Source organism: Streptomyces sp. WZ.A104 (assembly GCF_002382885.1).
GTDB lineage: Bacteria > Actinomycetota > Actinomycetes > Streptomycetales > Streptomycetaceae > Streptomyces.
Genome location: NZ_NWVL01000004.1, coordinates 130,458 through 148,070 on the forward strand (window position 1 = coordinate 130,458; position 17,613 = coordinate 148,070).

The following is a 17,613-nucleotide window of genomic DNA, read 5'->3' on the forward strand; positions in this document are numbered from 1 at the left end:
CCGGAGCAGGTGGCGAGAGTGTTCACGTGCGGCCACCTCACGAACCGATGGGGCCCGGTGGCCGTCCCTGGGTTCCAGGAGTCGTTGCAACACCCCGGTTCAAGGGGTGCGATGGGCTCCGGGGACGCCGTGCTGAGCCTGCCGAGGACTTTCGGCCAGGCGTTCCTTGAGGGCAGCGCGGTCGGGCTTGCCCGCGGGCGTCAGGGGTATCGACTCCACCACGAGGAGCCGTTCGGGGTGTTTGCGCCGCTCCAGCCCTCGTGCCGTCAGATGCTCGCCCAGGATGTCCAGCGTGGGAACCCGCGGGCCCCGCGCGACCACACAGGCTGCCAGCCGCTCGCCCATCAGCGGATCGGGGACGCCCACGCACACCACGTCGCGGACCTGGGGATGAGAGCGGAGTTCACGTTCGACCTCGGCCGGGCTGATGTTGGCTCCGCCGCGTATGACGATGTCCTTCAGACGTCCGACGACGTGCAGGACGCCGTCGGCGTCGAGGTAGCCGAGGTCGCCGGTGCGTACCCAGCCGTCGGGGGTGCGGTAGAGGGCGTCGAGATCCGGGGCGGCCACGTAGCACAGCGGTGTCATGGGCCCCCGGGAGACGATCTCGCCGATCTGGCCGTCGGGCAGGTGCTCGTGGGTCACGGGGGCCGCGATGCGGATCTCGGCGACCCGGGGGTCGGGGCGGCCCGCCACGACCCCCGAAGCGCTGGTCGGAGGCACCGTGCTGCCCAGCCCCGTGTGGCAGTTGACTCCGTCGGCGGAGCCGTAGAGGTTGACCACAGGGCAGCCGAAGACCTCGGCGGCGGCGAGTGCGGTGGTCTCGTCGAGCGGGGCACCGCCCAGGACCAGCGCGGTCGGGGGCGGCAGCGGATCACTCGCCGCGGCCGGCCGCTCCAGCATCATGCGGACCGCCGTGGGCACGCCGAGGACGTGGGTCGGCTCGTGCTCACGCATCGCCGCGAGGGCGGCCTCGGGCGAGAAGTGGTCGAGCAGGACCAGGGTGCCTCCGTGCCGTGCGAGGGTGACGGCGGTGCCGTTGGACCCGAAGGCGGAGGCGAGCGGTACGAGGAAGAGGCAGCGCGGCGGTTTCCCGTCCGGGATGAGCGAGGCGAGGAAGTTTCCGCGCCCGCCGGCCAGTGCGTTGTGCGAGTACGCGATCATCTTCGGCTCGGCCTCGGAGCCCGAGGAGACCAGGATGCGCGCAGCGCTGTCGGGGTCCGGGCGGGCGGGGACGAAATCACCGGCGTCGCTGCGCATGAGGTCCGACCACGCGGTCGTTCCCTCGGGTGCGGTCCCGGGTCCGACCGCCACCACGTCGCGGAGGGCGGGCAGTCCCGGGGAGAGGGCGTGCAGGTCGGCCGCGTGGTGGCTGCCTCGGTACTCGATCGCGGCGATGACAGCCACGGCTTCGGCCCGGCGGAGCAGGGATTCGGCCTCCAGGGGGCCGCGGCCCGCCGGGAAGGGCAGGGCGACAGCGCCGAGGGCGGCCAGGGCCAGGTCGGCGATGACGGCGTTGCGGTTGTCGGGCAGTTGCACTCCCACCACGTCGCCCTCGCGTACGCCGAGATCCCGGAGGCCGGTGGCCAGGCATCGGACCTTGCGGTCCAGGGCGGTGTAGCAGAGCTTTCCCTTGGCGTCCAGGACGGCCGTGTGGTGCAGGTCGGCGATCTGGCGGGCTCTGAAAAGGCTGTAGAGGTCGAGTCCCGGGCAGGTGCCGTCGGCCACCCAGGATCGGCGGAGTTCGGCGGGCAGCAGGTCGTGCGGGGAGAAGGTCACGCGAAGCTCCAGGGGTCGGGAACGGCGGGGGCACCATGCGCGTCACGGCTGATGGAGCCCGGGAACCGAGCGTCGTGGTGGAGGGTGGAGAGATCGGTGGTGACGGCAGTGGCGGTGAGACCCCGCTGACCCAGCCGGGTCAGCGCGTCGCTCGTGGAGAGTTCACGCAGGTCGTACGAGGCGGCAGCCTTGGCGCTCGCATCGGATGGGGCGATCCAGCCGTCGGCGGTGGGCAGCGGGTGCCGGAACCCGGCGGGCCGCCGGGCGTCGTCCCCGGAGGCCACCCGCCGGAGCGCGGGGCCGGTCAGGGTGTCGGCGGCGCCGAGGAGGGAGGAGTCCACCCGTACGCCGCTGCCGGTGCGTTCCCTGAGCAGGAGTCCCGCGAGCACGGCTTCGGTGCCGTGCAGTCCCCCGAGCACGTCGAGCAGGGTCATCAGGGATGGGGCGGGCGCCTCGCCTTCGGGACGGACCGCCTCGCCCACCCCGGTGCGGGCCTGCACCATGAAGTCGGTACCCATGGGGGCGTCCTGGAGCCGGTCGGCCCAACCGCTCGTGTAGGCGTAGACCAGGGCGGGGTTGACCGAGGCGAGGTCGTCGGCGTCGAGGCCGAGTTCGGCGGCCTTGCCCGGGGCCCAGTTGTGCAGGAAGACGTCGGCTTCCGCGGCCATCTCCCGCAGTCGACGCCGGTCGCCCTCCGCCTTGATGTCGATCTCCACGGCCTTCTTGCCCCGGTTGAGCGCGAGCCAGCGGGCCGATATGCCGGAGCAGGCGGGGGGCATGCCACGCAGCGGATCGCCGCCCGGCGGCTCGATCCGGATGATCTCGGCCCCCAGCAGACCCAGGAGGCAGGCGGCGAGGGGGGCCTGAATCCGTCGGCCCGCCTCCAGGACGGTCAGCCCGGCGAGCGGCTGGGCGGAGGAAGGAGCGGCTGCCGTACGGGGGCTCGTCGAGGCGGGGGCGCCGAGCGGCCGCAGCGACCAGGGCGCTGAGCCGTCGGCCTCCAGAGCCCGCTCCGCCAGGGTCCTCAGTGCGCAGACCTCGGCGCCGGAGTCCACCGCGGCCTGCCGGATCCGCGGGAGGGGGTGCGCCCGGGTCACGGTGTGGAGTGCCTCGGGGAAGGGGGCGCAGGCGGTGGCGTAGCGGAACTGGAAGGGCCGCCACCCCGCCCGCACGGCGTCGGCCGGGGCCTCCAGGGCCCGCCAGAACGCGGCCCAGGCTTCCGGGTCGAGGGTCTCCAGCTCGAACAACACGCCTTCGGCCGAGGTGAAGGGCGGTCCACCTGGGGCGAGTTCGGCTGATTCGCCCTCGTCGGCACCGGCCGCTGCCAGGTACTGGGAGACGGCGAGCAGCCCGGCCCGGTCGGCAGAGGCGATGAGGTGCGAGGACGCGGCTCCGCGGGCCTGCCCGACGAGGCCTGCGAGCAGTCCTTGGACGGTGAGGACCGCGGTGGCCGTCGCCGCGTAGTCGACTGCCAGGCCGCGCGGGCTTCCGTCGCGGCGGCCGTGGACGGCCATCATGCCGGTCGCGGCCTGTACGGTCGCCTCGTCGACGAGCCCGCCGGCGGGGTTCCCCCAGGTGGCGGTCGCACAGGCAGGACCGAAGCCCCCGCCGGAGAGCGTGATGCGGCCCGACGGGTCTGTGTGGTCGACCTCGTCGGGTCGCGCTCCGAGCAGCCGCAGGTGCCGGGCGACGACACCGGTGATCTGCGGGGGCCCTGAGGTGCCGAAACTCAGTGCGTCCAGGGGCCGGTCCGTCTGCGTGGTGGTGGGAAACGCCATGCCTCTCCTCTCCCGGCACGGCGGTGGCCGTCGCCCGGGTCGAACGGGATGCGGGAACTCGGAGAGGTACTCACCCGACCAGTTCCACAGACAGAGAGTCGGACAGCAGTTCCCGTGGGTTCCCGGCAATGAGGAGGAATGCAATGGCGAATTCAGCTACCGCACGTCTCGGATCGGCTCAACACACTTCAGGGGCTGGCGAGTTGAGGGAGAGGATCGGCGCCTTCATCCGAACGAGGGTGATCCCCGCCGAGACCGTGCTGGACGCCGGTGGAGGCGACGCGACCGGCGCCCTGACGGAGTTGCGGGGAGCGGCACGGGCCGCCGGGCTGTGGGCCCTGCCGCTCCCGGCGGACCTGGGCGGCGGCGGCCTGGCCTTCCCTGAGTACGCGGCGCTCGCCGAGACCGAGGGCGCCAGCGACCACGGTCCCGCCGCACTGGGCTCCGCCCCGCTGCTCGACGTGACCATGCTGAGACGCCACGGCAGCACCCGGGTGCGCGAGGAGTACCTGAAGGGGCTGGTGGCGGGCGAGATACGCAGCTGCTACGCCATGACCGAACCGGGCGCGCCGGGCACCGCCCCGCTTCTCACCGGGACCCGGGCCGAGGCCCGGCCGGACGGCAACTGGTCCGTCAGCGGCCGCAAGTGGTTCACCTCCGGCGCCGCGGGTGCCGATCTCGTCACCGTGATGGCACGCACCGGGGGGACGGCACGCGATCGTGACGGGCTGGCGCTGTTCGTCGTACCGACCGGTTCACCCGGGTTCCGCGTCGTGCGCGAACTCCCCGTACTCGGGGCGGCGGGCCAGTACGAGATCGAATTCGACCGGGTGGTGGTTCCCGCCGACCATCTCCTCGGCGCGGAGGGCGACGCCCTGGCCATCGCGGGCGAACGGCTCGCGCTCGGCCGCACCCTGCGCTGCCTGCGCTGGCTCGGCCAGGCCGAGCGGGCGTTCGACCTCATGTGTGAACGTGCCGCCACCCGCAACGGGGCGCGCGGGCCCCTCGCCGACCACCAGTTGGTCCAGCAGCACGTCTTCGACGCGCTCCTCGCCCTGCGCACCACCCGCCCCCTGGTCCACGAGGCGGTCGCGCTGATCGCGGCGGGCAGGGACGCCCGTACGGAAGTGGGGCTGGCCAAGGTCGCCGCTGCCCGGCTGCTCCAGCAGGTCACCGACTCCGCCATCCAGGTGCACGGCGCCGCCGGGCTCGGCCCCGACACCGCGCTGCCGTCCCTGTTCCGCGGCGGGCGGGCGGCCCGCATCCTGGACGGCCCGGACGAACTGCACATCACCTCGGTGGCCGGCCGGGTACTGCGCGGCTACGGCCGGGGTCACGGTTCCCCTACACGCGGGTGATGTCGACAAGATCGTCGAGAGCGGCCAGTCCGAGGGCCAGGAAGAAGTCGCCCCAGATCAGTTCATGGCGCACCGCCAGGCCCTTGGCCGCGTCGTAGCAGCCGTCCAGGAGCATGCCCGCCGGGCGCCCGGGGCCCGGTCCGGTGAGGTGGGCCTCGACCAGGCGGTTCAGGATCGCCACGGCCCGGTGCGAACACACCGCGGCCCGGGGTCCCCCCGCACGCGCCAGCTTGAGCAGTGCGACGGCGGTGATCGCCGCCGCCGAGGTGTCCACCGCCCCCCGCGGCCCGGACACGTCATCGGGCGGGACGACCGGCCCGGTCAGCACCTCCGTCCGCGCCAGCAACTGCTCGGCGGCGATGGCGAGCCGCTCCGGCCGCCGGCCGGCCACATCCGGACGCAAGCGCGCGTCGGCGACGGCCAGGAGCATCCACGCCTCGCCCCTGCTCCAGCCCGGTGCGGGGTCCTCGCGGGGGCGCCACCCCGTTGCCGCGTCGAACTGCCAGGCGGGCGTCGGCCGGCCGACGCTCCCGGCGGGCCCCTCGCCGAGGAAGAGGCCGAGGTGCCGGTGCAGATGTGCCGCCGCCACGGTCGGCCCGTCGCCGCCCGCTCCGGCCAGGAGGGGCACCAGACCCGGTACGGCGTCCGCCCGGGCCAGGAGCCGGGGTCCGCCGAACGCCGCGCCCCAGGGCACGATCCCGGACTCAGGATCGTACGAGGCCAGACAGGCCCGGCCCGCCGCTCCTCGCAGCGCGGCGGCTTCCTCCGAATCGAAGGCCGGAGCCGTGGCGTACCAGAAGATCAGCCCCCGGGTGGCGGTGTCGGCGTCCACCCACGGCGCCAGACGGGCCGTGCACCGGGCGGCGGCGAGTCGGTCCGCTTCGCCGCGCGTGCAACGGGCTCGCAGCCACAGCAGCCCGGCCCAGAAACCACCCGTCCATGAACCGCGGCCGGTCGTCGTCCACCGGCCGTCGCCGGGCTCGGCGTACAACGGGAAACGCTCGCCGACCTCGGCCTCGGTCGCCGTCACCCGGTCGACGACGGCTGCGAGCGCCCGGCCGGCCCAGCTGTCGGCCGTCATCCCGCCGTCCCCGTCCGCAGGCGCCGGTCCCGTACGCTCCAGAGGAAGGCGACCGCTCCCGCTGCGGCGAACTCCACCGCCACCAGCAACCAGCCCGTCCCGTACCGGCCGCTCTCCGCGAGCAGGCCGAACAGGGGCGGGCCCACGGCGAATCCGGCGAAGAACCCGGCCGCCACGAGCGCCGAGTCCGCTCCGGCCCGGCCGGGTGCGGCACGCTGCATGACCAGCACCATCGAGACGGCATTGCCGGAGACCGCGAACACCCCGATGGCGACGGCACCGGCCCACACCAGCGGTACCGCGAGGAGCCCGGCTGCCAGCAGGGCCGCCGCACCCACCGCACCGCAGGCCAGCAGACCCGGCAGCCACTCGGCGCGCCCAGGGCGGGCGGCCTTCGACCAGCCGATCCGCCCGAGGATGCCCGCCGCCCCGAGGACGGCGACGAGACCGCCGGCCACGGTGGGGCCCATCCCCAGGCGCTCCACCCCGTACAGGGCCAGGTAGGTGTTGACGGAGGCGATGCCGGCTCCCAGGAACAGCGAGAAGCCCGCCAGCCAAGCCACCATGCCCCGTGGACGGTACGACGTCGAAGCGGGCGGAGCCGACGCCGACGACGGGTCCGCCGGCAGCGCGCGCAGCGCCCACACCCCGGCGAGCACAGCCACCCCGGCGGCGGTCCACACCGCGCCGCGCCAGCCGAGACCGCCCGCGAGTGCGGCCAGCGGCAGCCCCGCGGCGAACGCTCCCAGCTGCACACCGGACTGTTTGAGGCCGGTCACCGCACCCCGCCGGGCAGGTTCGACCGTCGCCAGGATCGCCTTGTTGGTCGCGGGGTTGGCCAGTGCCTGGGGTATTCCCCCCAGCGCGACCGCACCCAGCAGCAGCCCCGCTCCGGGAGCGGCCCCGGTCAGCGCGAGCGCGAGGGCGGAGACGAGGAACAGGAGCACCAGCGAACGCCGGGGCCCGATCCGGTCCACCATCCGGCCGCCGCTCGGGGACAGCACGGCGGCCGTCCCGAATCCGACCGTGGTCGTCAGTCCCAGCATCGTGGGTGTGATGTCCAGCGCCTCCACCAGGCGCGGTCCCAGGGCGCCCAGCAGGAACAACTGCAGCATCGAGAACGCCATGGCGCAGGTCAGCAACACGGATACGGTGCGGGGCTCCCGCCCTCCCCTGCCCGGCGCTGTCGCTGCCGTTGTTCTCTCCGCCACCACAGAAGTCCCCGTTCCTCAGGAGTTGCAACAGCACGGCCTACCGAGAAGACAGTCGGATGAACCGGCGCTCCGGTTCCCTCATTCCCGACCGGAGTCCTGGGGCGGCGTTCCTCCGCGAGTCCGAAGGTCGACGCCACAGACGCCACATGATGTGCTGGGAGGATCAGTGCGAGACGATCGGCAGCTCACGAAGCCCTCTTCCACGCTCGCGAGGAGACCGACATGAAAATGCTCATCAACGTCCCGGAGACCGTCGTCGCCGACGCCCTGCGGGGTATGGCGGCCGCACACCCCGAACTGACCGTCGATGTGGACAACCGGATCGTCGTGCGGCGGGACGCTCCCGTGGCGGGGAAGGTGGGGCTCGTCTCCGGGGGCGGGTCGGGGCACGAGCCGTTGCATGCCGGGTTCGTCGGGCCCGGGATGCTGTCGGCCGCCTGTCCCGGGGAGGTGTTCACCTCGCCCGTGCCGGACCAGATGGTGCGGGCGGCGGCGGCCGTCGACAGCGGGGCGGGGGTGCTGTTCGTCGTCAAGAACTACACCGGTGATGTGCTGAACTTCGCGATGGCCGCCGAGCTCGCCGAGGACGAGGGGGTGCAGGTCGCCCAGGTGGTGGTGGACGACGACGTGGCCGTCAGCGACAGTACGTTCACCGCGGGGCGGCGCGGTACGGGGGCGACCCTGTTCGTCGAGAAGATCGCCGGAGCGGCGGCGGACGAGGGTGCCCCGCTGGAGCGGGTCACCGCACTGGCGCGGCAGGTGAACGGGGCCTCGCGGAGTTTCGGGGTGGCGCTGAGCGCGGTGACCACACCGGCGAAGGGCAGTCCCACCTTCGATCTGCCGCCCGGGGAGCTGGAGTTGGGCATCGGCATCCACGGCGAGCCGGGGCGTGAGCGGCGGTCGATGATGACGTCCGGGGAGATCGCCGACTTCGCCGTGAACGCGGTGCTGGAGGATCTCCGCCCGACCGGCCCCGTGCTGGCCCTGGTGAACGGCATGGGGGCGACGCCGCTGCTGGAGCTGTACGGGTTCAATGCCGAGGTCCAGCGTGTGCTGTCCGAGCGGGGTGTCCCCGTGGCTCGTACGCTCGTCGGGAACTACGTGACGTCGCTCGACATGGCAGGCTGCTCGGTGACGCTGTGCCAGGTGGACGAGGAGCTGCTGCGACTGTGGGACGCGCCCGTGCGGACGGCCGCGCTCCGCTGGGGCTGCTGATGCCCCCCGGGACTCCGCGTACCGGGCCGGACCGAGGAACAGGAGATCACGTGCTCGACGCCGACTTCTTCCGCCGCTGGATGGCCGCCACCGCGGCCTCCGTGGAGCGGGAGGCGGACCATCTGACCGAGCTGGACTCGGCCATCGGGGACGCCGATCACGGAAGCAACCTCCAGCGCGGCTTCACGGCGGTGACCGCCGCGGTGGGGAAGGACGCCCCCGCCACCCCGGGCGCCGTGCTCACCCTGGCCGGGCGGCAGCTCATCTCCACCGTCGGCGGGGCGTCCGGGCCGCTGTACGGGACGCTGCTGCGCCGTACGGGCAAGGCGCTCGGGGAGGAGGCCGAGGTGACGCCGGACCAGTTCGCCCAGGCCTTCGCCGCGGGGGTCGCCGCGGTCGGGCAGCTGGGCGGGGCGCAGGCCGGGGACAAGACGATGCTCGACGCGCTGCTGCCCGCGGCACAGGCCCTGGGCTCGTCGTTCGAGGGCGCCGCGAACGCGGCCCGCGCGGGCGCCGAGGCGACGGTGCCGTTGCAGGCGCGCAAGGGGCGCGCCAGCTATCTCGGTGAGCGCAGCATCGGGCATCAGGACCCGGGCGCGACATCGGCGGCGCTGCTGGTGGAGGCCCTGGCGCGGACCGCGGCGGACGGGGGCGGCGCATGAGCGGCGAGCCGCAGGTGGGCATCGTGCTGGTCTCCCACAGCGGCCCGGTCGCCGACTCGGTGGCCGAGCTGGCCCGGGGGCTCGCCGCCGGTGGGGTGACCGCACCGGTCGCGGCGGCAGGAGGGCTGCCGAACGGCGGGCTCGGTACGAGCGCCGAGCTCATCGGCCGCGCCGCCGCATCGGTGGACCGTGGCGTCGGGGTCGCGGTCCTCGTGGACCTGGGCAGTGCGGTCCTCACGGTGAAGGCGATGCTCGCCGAGGGCGACGAACTGCCCCCGGACACCCGGCTGGTGGACGCGCCGTTCGTGGAGGGTGCGGTGGCCGCCGTGGTGACCGCATCGGCGGGCGGCGACCTCGCGGCGGTGGAGGCGGCGGCCTCGGAGGCGTACGGCTACCGCAAGACGTAGGGGCCACGACGTAGGGGTTTGGTGATATGCCGACAGGAAGGCGCAGCGCGGGTCTTCTTCTCTTCCGGGTCATGGGAACCGGGAGCGGCGGTGAGCGGGACGTCGAGGTGCTGATCGGGCACATGGGCGGCCCGTTCTGGGCGGGGCGGGAGGCGGCCGCCTGGTCGGTGCCCAAGGGCGAGTACGGACCGGAGGAGGACGCGGAGGCGGCGGCACGGCGGGAATTCGTGGAGGAGCTGGGGGTGCCCATCCCGCCCGGCGACTGGATCGCGCTGGGCGAGGCCCGGCAGCGCAGTGGCAAGACGGTGACGGTGTGGGCGGTCGAGGCTGAGCTCGACGTGGCGTCCGTGGTGCCGGGGACGTTCACGATGGAGTGGCCGCGCGGCTCCGGCGTACAGCGGGAGTTCCCGGAGATGGACCGATTCGCCTGGTGTACGCCGGAGGTGGCCGCCGAGCGGCTGGTCGCGGGCCAGCGGGTGTTCGTCGACCGGCTGCGCGCTCAGGTGCGCGGGACGGCCGCCTCCCCCGAGGCGTAGACCGGCGTCGCCCCTGCCGGGCGGCCGTTGCGCAGTTCCAGGACGTCGCCGGTGAAGCGGGCGCGGAAGCTGCGGTCGTGCGAGACGACGACGACCGCTCCCCGGTACTGGTCGAGGGCCGCCTCCAGCTCCTCGACCAGGCTGAGCGCGATGTGGTTCGTCGGCTCGTCCAGCACCAGCAGATCGGCCGGTCGGGTCATCAGGCGGGCCAGCGACAGCCTGCGCTGCTGGCCGATGGAGAGTGCCGCGACGGGCACGGCCAGGTCCTCGGGCCGGAACAGGCCGAGGGCCAGGAGCTCGTCGGCGTACTCGTCGGGGAAGCCGGGGCGGCCCGCCGCGAAGGTCGCGAGCAGGGTGCGCCGGGTCGGCCGGGCGGGCAGCTCCTGCGGGAGGTAGCCGACCCGGGCGCGGCGGTGGACGGTGCCGGTGTCGGGCGTCAGGTCCCCCGCGAGGACGCGCAGGAGCGTGGTCTTTCCCGCCCCGTTCTCTCCCGTGACCAGCAGGCGCGCTCCGGACTCCACGCGCAGGGAGGGGAGGTGGAGGCGGTCGCCCACGGAGACGGAGTCCAGTTCGAGGAGCGTCCGAGGGGCGGCGCCGCGGCCCGCGGACACGGCCGTCCCCTCGGTTTCCGTCGGGCGGCCGGTGAAGGCCGGCGGGCGGGGCGGGGCCGGTACGGGAGTCCGACGCAGGGCCTCCAGCCGGGTGCGGGCGGCCCTGACCTGGCCGGACAGTTTCGCCTCGTGGGAGCGGCGGTGCTTGCCGAAGCCCTGCCCGGGGTCCTTGCCGGTGGCCGCGAGCCGTTGGCCTGCGGCCTCGGCCAGCTCTTCGGTGCGGGCCAGATCCGCCAGGTACTCCTGGTGTTCCTGTGCCCAGCGGCGGCGGGCGGCGGCCTTCGCGGTGCGGTAGCCGTCCCAGCCGTCCCCGTACCGGGCGACCGTGCGCAGGTCGCGGTCGACCTCCAGGATCACCGTGGTGACGCGCTCCAGGAACGCCCGGTCGTGGGTGATCGTGACGACGGTGCCCCGGTGGGCGCGCAGGTGCTCCTCCAGCCAGCCGACAGCCCGTGCGTCGAGGTGGTTGGTCGGTTCGTCCAGCAGCAGCAGTTCGGGGGCGGCGGCCAGGACGCAGGCCAGGGCCAGCCGGGACTGCTCACCGCCGGACAGGGTGGCGAGGGCCCGATCGCGGGTGATGCGGGCGAGGCCGAGGCCGTGCAGAGCCGCTTCGGTACGGGCGTCCGCCCGGTAGCCGTCGCGGTCCTCGTAGGCGGTGAGGAGGTCTCCGTACGCCGCGAGCTCCGCGTCCGTGGGCCCGGGGTCGCCGGGCTTGCGCTCCGAGAGGGCCGCCTCCGCCGCGCGGATGCGGTGTTCGAGGTCGCGCAGTTCGGCGAGGGCCGCGTCGACGGCGTCCTGTACGGTCCCGGCCGGGTCGAGGTCGAGCGTCTGGGCGAGGTAGCCGGTGCCGCCGGGGAACCGAACGGTGATCTCACCGCTGTCCGGCGCTTCCACCCCGGCCAGCAGCCGGAGCAGGGTCGACTTTCCGGAGCCGTTCTCGCCGATCACGGCGGTCTTCTCGCCGGGCCGGACGGTGAGGGTGACCTGGTCGAGTACGGAGCGGTCCCCGTACGCCTTGGAGACGTCCTTGAGGGTCAGTTGAGCGCGGTCGCGCTGGGGGTGCATGGGTGCCTGTTCCCTGGGTGACGGCCCGCGACAGCGCGCACGGGGGCACGGCGGAAGCGGGGCGTGGATGCCGGACGGCGGAGGGGACGGCGAGGGCACGCGCGGCTCGCGAGCGCGCGGCGGCCGTCCGGGCCGGGAATCAGCGGAAGTAGTAGTACGAACCCATGGCGTCGAGTGTACGGGGGTGCCGCCACCCGTGCCGGGGATTTCTCCCCGGGGGTACCGGGGCGGGCCGCGGGGAGTGGGGGCGGGTCATTCGCCGGGGGCGGACGGCCCGGCCGTTGCTCCGGCCTTCGTGCGGGTCAGGGCGCAGTGGCATCAGGGGACGACTGCGGGCCCGGGTGCTCGCTCAGACAGCGGCGGCCCGTCGGCGCAGCCGGTCCTCGGCCGGCGCCCGGCGCAGGGCGAGCGCGGCGATGTCGTCGCGCCGGACGCCGTCGGAGAAGTCCTCCAGGTCGGCGTGGAGCGCGGCGAGCAGTTCGCGCGGCCCCCGCCCCGCCCAGCGCCCGACCCGGTCGTCCAGGGGGTAGAAGGCCCCGGCGGCGTCACGGGCCTCGGTCACCCCGTCCGTGACGACGAGGAGCGTCGCGTCCGGCGGGAGGGCGAACGACTCGGTCGTACGGATCTCCCTGCTGAGCCCGGCGAGGCCGAGGGGCACGTACGTCCGGTGGAGCGTGACGGCCGAGGCCCGGCCCTCGTGCAGGAGCCTCGGCGGCAGGTGGCCGCAGTTCACGGCCTCCACGCGGCCGCTCTCGTCGAACCCGAGAACCAGCGCGGTGACGAAGCGCTCGGCCTCCCCCGTCTGGGCGGAGAAGACGTTGTGCCGGACGACGGCGTCCTCCAGGGCCTCCACCACTCCGGTGAGCGTGGGCTCGCGGATCGCCGCCTCACGGAACGCGGCGATCGCCGCGAACCCGGCCCCTATGGCCGCGATCCCCTTGCCCTGGACGTCCCCGATGATCACCCGGGTGCCGTGGGGCGACTCGACGACCTCGTAGATGTCGCCGCCGACGAAGCGGTCCTCCTCGATCGGCTCGTAGAGCCCGTACGCGAAGAGGTGATCGGTCACGACGGGCAGCGGCCGCAGGATCTGGCGCTGCAGAGCGACGGCGGCGGAGCGCAGCCGCGCCATCTCGGTGGCGTGCCGGATACGGGCCGCGCAGGCGGCGACGCCCAGGGCACAGGCGAGCACGGCGAAGCCGATGCCGAAGACGAAGTCCCAGAAGGTTCCGTCCGCGCCGACCCGGAACCCGACGACGACCGTGGTCATCCACACCGCGACCCAGACCGTCTGGCGGAGGGTGCAGTAGACGGAGGCCAGGGCCGGGACGACCACGAGCAGCGGAACGACTCGCAGCTCGTCGCCCGTCGTGTGGTCGAGGAACACCACCAGCACGGTCAGCAGCGCCAGCCCGGCGGCCAGCGGCCAGTCGCCGATCCGGCTCGCGGACGCCGCGATGACGCCGGTGTCGGAGGCGACGGCCGCTTCCGTACCGGGCAGGGCGGCATTCCGGTTCCGGGCCGCGTTCCGGCCTCGTGCCGTGTGCTGCTTCCGTGCCATGCGCAGGTTCCTCATGGGCACGGCCTGTCCTCCCGCTGGTCTGTCGGCGCCGCCCGCAGTTTCGGCCGGTCCCTTCCAGTTGACCGGGACCCGGGCGTCGGCGCAGGAGGGCTTAGGACCCTCAGGGGGTGCCGAAGGTCCCGGGCGGGACCTGTGACCCGGGACTTTCGACCCCCGGGCGGGGGCCGGGTCAGCGCAGCGAGGGCCTACGGGGGCATTCGGCCTACAGAAGCTTCGCGGGGGCGAGGGCGGAGAGGAACTCCGTCCGGCGGCGGAGCCGGAAGCCGAGCGATTCGTAGAGCCGGATCGCCCCGGTGTTGGACCCGGCCGCGTGCAGGAACGGGGTTTCACCGCGCTCGCGGATTCCGTGCGCGACCGCCAGGACCAGTCGGCCGGCCAGCCCCTGCCCCCGTACGGACTCGTCCGTGCAGACGCCGCTGATCTCGGTCCAGCCGGGCGGATGCAACCGCTCCCCTGCCATCGCCACCAGCGCCCCGTGCCGCCGGATGCCCAGATAGGCGCCCATCTCGACGGTGCGCGGCAGGAAGGGGCCGGGGCGGGTGCGCGCCACCAGGTCCAGCATCTCCGGCACGTCCGCCGGGCCCAGCCGGACCGCTTCCGGGTCCGGGGCCGCGGCCACCGACTCGTCGACGAGCTGGACGCCCTCGGCCCGGAAGAGGATCTCCCAGTCGTGCGGCGGCGGCTCCCGGAACGCGGTCAGGGCTATGGGGCCGGTGTCCCCGGCGAGCGCCGCGACGTCGGCCCAGTCCTGGGCGTCCGGGGCGTCGGGGAGCGCCAGCCACGGGCTGACGTCGAAGGGGTAGCGCAGGATGCGCCCGCGGCGCACGGCGAAGTGGGCGTGCGGGCCGGTGAGGGAGGACCGGGCCGGGTTGTCCAGCGGATGGTGGCGGGACGGGGAGGGCGGGTCGGCCTCGGGGCGGACCTGATGGTGTGCCGTGGGGCTGCCGGGGTACTGCACGGGACGTTGCGCCTTTCCGGGTCGTCGGCGTCGGACGGCGGACGGCCGCGTCGAGCACGCCACGCCCACCAGGGGAAAGGCCGATGCCCACGGCGCGTATTCCACGACCGGCCGCCGTTCATGAGACCGCGGCCGACCGAGCGCGCCGCCCGGCCCCGGCGGCCCGGCCCTCCGCCGCCCCGCGCGCGGCACACGGCCGCGTGGAGTAGCGGCGAATTCGACTCATCCCTAGGCCGATACAAGCCGGTCGGGCCCCAACTGCCCCCCGCCTGTGGCACTCTGGTGGCGACCGCCCCACCGGGCTCCCCCGTACCGGTGGGGCGGTTCCGCGCGCCTCCGCGGCTCCCACCCTCCCTGTGACGGCACTTCAGTGCCGAACAGGGCTCGTTTCCGGCCAACTCGCGCCACGTGGCCAGATCACCTCCCTCCTTCACGTATGACAGCCCCGACTCAGGGCAGGCGACGAGACCTCATGGCCTACGACCAGAGGAGCGTGACGGAATGACGGAGCACAGTGCGCAGATCGCCGGTCCGGAGCGGGCGGGCGCCACGGAGGAGCTTCCGTGGATCGAGGACGCCGGGAAGGTCGCCCCGATGGACGCGCGCCGGCTCTCACGCCTCTTCTTCGACCGTCTCCAGGTGCTGGACGAGGGCACGCACGAGTACCAGTACGCGCGCAACACCCTCATAGAGATGAACCTGTCCCTGGTCCGCTTCGCCGCCGGCCGCTTCCGCAACCGGGGCAGCGGGGACATGGAGGACATCATCCAGGTCGGCACGGTCGGGCTGATCAAGGCGATCGACCGGTTCGACCTCTCCCGGGAGGTCGAGTTCACCTCGTTCGCGGTGCCGTACATCGTGGGTGAGATCAAGCGGTTCTTCCGCGACACCAGCTGGGCGGTGCATGTGCCCCGGCGCCTCCAGGAGCTGCGGGTCGACCTCGCCAAGTCGAAGGAGTCGCTCGCGGGCGACCTGGACCGGGACCCGACCGTGCCGGAGCTGGCGGAGCACCTGGGCATCGAGGAGTCCGAGGTCACGGAGGGCATCGTCGCCTCCAACGGGTACACGGCGGGTTCCCTGGACATGCCGACCGACGCCTCCGAGGCCGGGCCCCACGGGACGGCGGGGCGGACGTTCGCCGATGTGCTCGGCGAACCGGATCCCGCGATGGAGAGCGTCGAGAACCTCCACGCCCTCGCACCGCTGCTGGACGAACTGGACGAACGCGAACGCCGGATCATCGACATGCGCTTCGGCCGCGAGATGACCCAGGCGCAGATCGGCACGGAACTGGGGATATCGCAGATGCATGTGTCCCGGCTGCTGAACCGCATGCTGGGCAGGCTGCGGAGCGCCATGCTCGCCCAGGAGTGAGCCCTCGGCCCGCACGCCGCGGACCGCGGGCCGCAGAGGCGTTGTGGTTCTGACTGATGCATCAGTCAGAACCACAACGCCTCTCCACTTGCCCGCTACCAACCCATCAGAATTGAGGTTTTCTCAACACACCGTTACGGTGGCTGACCATGCAGCAGGACGAGGTGGCCGCACGGGTCCGGCAAGTGATCGACGCGGCGGGGGTGAGCGCCCGGGAGTTCGCGCGGCGGATCGTCATCGATCCGTCGAAGCTCTCCCGTTCCCTGAACGGGACGCGCCGTTTCACCGCCGCCGAGCTGGCCCGTATCGCCGATATCGGCGGCGTGGACGTCGGGTGGCTCCTCGGCTCGGCGGCCGGTACGCAAGCGGCACCGCCACCCGTACGTTCGCCGTCCCACCCGCGCCCGCCCTCGCCCGCACCGGAGGGCGGCAGGCCCTTGCAGATCGTGCGCGAGACGGTCCGGCTGATCGCCGAGCGCGGTTTCCACGCCGTACGGGTCGCGGACATCGCCGCGGCCTGCGACACGAGCACCGCGGCGATCCACTACCACTTCCCCGGCCGCGACGAACTCCTCGAAGCGGCCGTGCGCTGGTGCATGGACGAGGACACCCGCCGCCGTGCGGAGGCCACGGCCGGCACCCGCCATGCCGAGGACGAGCTGCGCCTGCTGATCGCGCTCCAGACTCCCCGCACGGATCAGCAGCGGCGGCAGTGGTGCGTCTGGCTCGACCTGTGGGCGGAGGCCGCCCGGTCCACCACCGTCGGACGGCTCCACGTGGAGTACTACCGCCAGTGGCGGGAGACGGTAGCCGACGTGATCCGGCGCGGCATCGAACAGCGCGTGTTCCGCCCGGTCGACGCGGACGCAGCGGCCCTCGCCCTCACCGCGCTGATCGACGGGCTGGCCTCCCAGGTCCTGGCCACCGAGCCCGGCCGTCCGGGCACCGACGCACAGTCCATGCACGACGCGCTGCTCGCCCATGTGGACGCCTGCCTCAGCGCGCCCACGCGTGCCTGACCTCCCGCCCGCCTCCGAAGAAGACTCCCCAGAAGACTTCCCACTCCCCACTCCCCGAGAGGAGACGCCCCCACATGCCCGTGAACCAGGACGTCATCATCACCTGCGCCCTCACCGGAGCCGGTGACACCGTCGGCCGAAGCCCCCATGTTCCGGTGACCCCCGAGCAGATCGCCGCGTCCGCGGTCGAGGCCGCCGGGGCCGGGGCGGCAGTGGTGCACATCCATGTCCGTGAGCCGGAGACCGGCGCGCCCTCCCGCGACCCCCGCCTGTACCGCGAGGTCGTCGAGCGCATCCGGGAGAGCGGCACGGACGTCGTCATCAACCTGACCGCCGGAATGGGCGGGGACCTGGTGATCGACCCGCAGGCCCCGCTCCGCCGGCTGCCGGGCACCGACCTGGTCGGCGGGCTGGAACGGCTGCCGCACGTCGAGGAGTTGCTGCCCGACATCTGCACCCTGGACTGCGGTTCGCTCAACTTCGGCGACGGCAGCAACCTCTACGTCTCGACCCCCGACATGCTGCGCACCGGCGCGAAGCGCATCCAGGAACTCGGGGTCCGGCCCGAGCTGGAGATCTTCGACACCGGGCAGCTGTGGTTCGCCAAGCAGCTCCTCGCCGAGGGCCTGCTCGACGACCCCACGGTCTTCCAGCTCTGCATGGGCATCCCGTGGGGCGCGCCCGCCGACCCGGGCGTCCTCCAGTCGATGGTCAACATGCTGCCCACCGGCGCCCAGTGGGCGAGCTTCGCCCTCGGCCGGATGCAGATGCCGTGGGTCGCGCAGTCGATCCTGCTCGGCGGACACGTCCGGGTCGGCCTGGAGGACAACCTCTACCTGGGCAAGGGCGTCAAGGCCACCAACGCCCAGCTGGTGGAGCGCGCCGTAGGGATCACCGAGTCCCTCGGCTCCCGGGTCGCCACGCCCGACGAGGCCCGCAAGAAGCTCGGCCTGCGCCCGCGCACCTGACGCTCC

15 protein-coding genes are annotated in these 17,613 nt (G+C 73.5%); 8 read left to right on the top strand and 7 right to left on the bottom strand.

Annotated features, from left to right (window positions below; all coding sequences use genetic code 11):
• Positions 1-99: 99 nt before the first annotated feature.
• Positions 100-1,779 carry a class I adenylate-forming enzyme family protein gene (locus CIB93_RS03340; RefSeq protein ID WP_096623877.1) on the bottom strand — a complete coding sequence of 560 codons (1,680 nt, stop codon included), beginning with the start codon at positions 1,777-1,779 and terminating at the stop codon, positions 100-102.
• Positions 1,776-3,557 carry a CoA transferase gene (locus CIB93_RS03345; protein WP_096623879.1) on the bottom strand — a complete coding sequence of 594 codons (1,782 nt, stop codon included), beginning with the start codon at positions 3,555-3,557 and terminating at the stop codon, positions 1,776-1,778. Before CIB93_RS03345 ends, CIB93_RS03340 begins: the two co-directional genes overlap by 4 nt.
• A gap of 143 nt (positions 3,558-3,700) precedes the next feature.
• Between CIB93_RS03345 and CIB93_RS03350 the strand changes: the two genes are divergently transcribed.
• Entirely contained in the window at positions 3,701-4,915 is a 1,215-nt protein-coding gene (locus tag CIB93_RS03350; RefSeq protein WP_096623881.1) for an acyl-CoA dehydrogenase family protein, read from the top strand.
• Here the strand turns inward: CIB93_RS03350 and CIB93_RS03355 are convergent.
• Together CIB93_RS03355 and CIB93_RS03360 are read right to left on the bottom strand one after the other, a co-directional pair.
• Entirely contained in the window at positions 4,902-5,996 is a 1,095-nt protein-coding gene (locus CIB93_RS03355) for a sugar ABC transporter permease (protein WP_096623883.1), read from the bottom strand. The two genes, CIB93_RS03350 and CIB93_RS03355, sit on opposite strands and share 14 nt — an antisense overlap.
• Positions 5,993-7,123, bottom strand: coding sequence for an MFS transporter (locus CIB93_RS03360; RefSeq protein WP_096623885.1), 1,131 nt, complete (start codon positions 7,121-7,123; stop codon positions 5,993-5,995). Before CIB93_RS03360 ends, CIB93_RS03355 begins: the two co-directional genes overlap by 4 nt.
• 309 nt (positions 7,124-7,432) lie before the next feature.
• Here CIB93_RS03360 and dhaK point away from each other — a divergent pair, with 309 nt between their 5' ends.
• From dhaK to CIB93_RS03380, 4 genes are read left to right on the top strand one after another with little or no spacing between them, the layout of a single operon-like run.
• Positions 7,433-8,425, top strand: coding sequence for a dihydroxyacetone kinase subunit DhaK (gene dhaK / locus CIB93_RS03365; RefSeq protein WP_096623887.1), 993 nt, complete (start codon positions 7,433-7,435; stop codon positions 8,423-8,425).
• A 50-nt stretch (positions 8,426-8,475) separates the two neighbouring features.
• On the top strand, positions 8,476-9,087 hold the full coding sequence (gene dhaL / locus CIB93_RS03370) for a dihydroxyacetone kinase subunit DhaL (protein ID WP_096623965.1): 612 nt from the start codon (positions 8,476-8,478) through the stop codon (positions 9,085-9,087).
• Complete coding sequence (locus CIB93_RS03375; protein ID WP_096623889.1) at positions 9,084-9,494, top strand: PTS-dependent dihydroxyacetone kinase phosphotransferase subunit DhaM; 411 nt, start codon at positions 9,084-9,086, stop codon at positions 9,492-9,494. The genes dhaL and CIB93_RS03375 overlap by 4 nt, the downstream gene beginning before the upstream one ends.
• Positions 9,495-9,520: 26 nt before the next feature.
• Positions 9,521-10,030 (top strand): NUDIX domain-containing protein, encoded by a 510-nt coding sequence (locus CIB93_RS03380; RefSeq protein WP_096623891.1) that lies wholly within the window; start codon positions 9,521-9,523, stop codon positions 10,028-10,030.
• On the opposite strand, the gene abc-f is transcribed toward CIB93_RS03380, so the two are convergent.
• From abc-f to CIB93_RS03395, 3 genes are all read right to left on the bottom strand, one after another.
• Positions 9,994-11,706, bottom strand: coding sequence for a ribosomal protection-like ABC-F family protein (gene abc-f / locus CIB93_RS03385; protein ID WP_096623893.1), 1,713 nt, complete (start codon positions 11,704-11,706; stop codon positions 9,994-9,996). The genes CIB93_RS03380 and abc-f overlap by 37 nt on opposite strands.
• 349 nt (positions 11,707-12,055) lie before the next feature.
• Entirely contained in the window at positions 12,056-13,267 is a 1,212-nt protein-coding gene (locus CIB93_RS03390) for a PP2C family protein-serine/threonine phosphatase (RefSeq protein WP_096623894.1), read from the bottom strand.
• Between the two features lie 223 nt (positions 13,268-13,490).
• Positions 13,491-14,165: a GNAT family N-acetyltransferase gene (locus CIB93_RS03395; protein ID WP_257001993.1), complete on the bottom strand. Its 675-nt coding sequence runs from the start codon at positions 14,163-14,165 to the stop codon at positions 13,491-13,493.
• A 582-nt stretch (positions 14,166-14,747) separates the two neighbouring features.
• Here CIB93_RS03395 and CIB93_RS03400 point away from each other — a divergent pair.
• The 3 genes from CIB93_RS03400 (at position 14,748) to CIB93_RS03410 (ending at position 17,607) form a co-directional block, all read left to right on the top strand.
• Positions 14,748-15,620, top strand: a complete 873-nt coding sequence (locus CIB93_RS03400; RefSeq protein WP_096623898.1) for an RNA polymerase sigma factor SigF — start codon at positions 14,748-14,750, stop codon at positions 15,618-15,620.
• 149 nt (positions 15,621-15,769) lie between these two features.
• Positions 15,770-16,639, top strand: a complete 870-nt coding sequence (locus tag CIB93_RS03405) for a TetR family transcriptional regulator C-terminal domain-containing protein (RefSeq protein ID WP_096623900.1) — start codon at positions 15,770-15,772, stop codon at positions 16,637-16,639.
• Positions 16,640-16,713: 74 nt separating this feature from the next.
• Complete coding sequence (locus CIB93_RS03410; RefSeq protein WP_179499937.1) at positions 16,714-17,607, top strand: 3-keto-5-aminohexanoate cleavage protein; 894 nt, start codon at positions 16,714-16,716, stop codon at positions 17,605-17,607.
• Positions 17,608-17,613: the final 6 nt, after the last annotated feature.

Bases quoted from the DNA above. Each gene is read 5' to 3' on its own strand.
- CIB93_RS03375 (WP_096623889.1), top strand. From the start codon at position 9,084: ATGAGCGGCGAGCCGCAGGTGGGCATCGTGCTGGTCTCCCACAGCGGC.
- CIB93_RS03405 (WP_096623900.1), top strand. From the start codon at position 15,770: ATGCAGCAGGACGAGGTGGCCGCACGGGTCCGGCAAGTGATCGACGCG.
- dhaK (WP_096623887.1), top strand. From the start codon at position 7,433: ATGAAAATGCTCATCAACGTCCCGGAGACCGTCGTCGCCGACGCCCTG.
- CIB93_RS03410 (WP_179499937.1), top strand. From the start codon at position 16,714: ATGCCCGTGAACCAGGACGTCATCATCACCTGCGCCCTCACCGGAGCC.
- CIB93_RS03360 (WP_096623885.1), bottom strand. From the start codon at position 7,123: ATGGCGTTCTCGATGCTGCAGTTGTTCCTGCTGGGCGCCCTGGGACCG.
- CIB93_RS03345 (WP_096623879.1), bottom strand. From the start codon at position 3,557: ATGGCGTTTCCCACCACCACGCAGACGGACCGGCCCCTGGACGCACTG.
- CIB93_RS03350 (WP_096623881.1), top strand. From the start codon at position 3,701: ATGGCGAATTCAGCTACCGCACGTCTCGGATCGGCTCAACACACTTCA.
- CIB93_RS03400 (WP_096623898.1), top strand. From the start codon at position 14,748: ATGACGGAGCACAGTGCGCAGATCGCCGGTCCGGAGCGGGCGGGCGCC.
- CIB93_RS03380 (WP_096623891.1), top strand. From the start codon at position 9,521: ATGCCGACAGGAAGGCGCAGCGCGGGTCTTCTTCTCTTCCGGGTCATG.
- CIB93_RS03355 (WP_096623883.1), bottom strand. From the start codon at position 5,996: ATGACGGCCGACAGCTGGGCCGGCCGGGCGCTCGCAGCCGTCGTCGAC.
- abc-f (WP_096623893.1), bottom strand. From the start codon at position 11,706: ATGCACCCCCAGCGCGACCGCGCTCAACTGACCCTCAAGGACGTCTCC.
- CIB93_RS03390 (WP_096623894.1), bottom strand. From the start codon at position 13,267: ATGGCACGGAAGCAGCACACGGCACGAGGCCGGAACGCGGCCCGGAAC.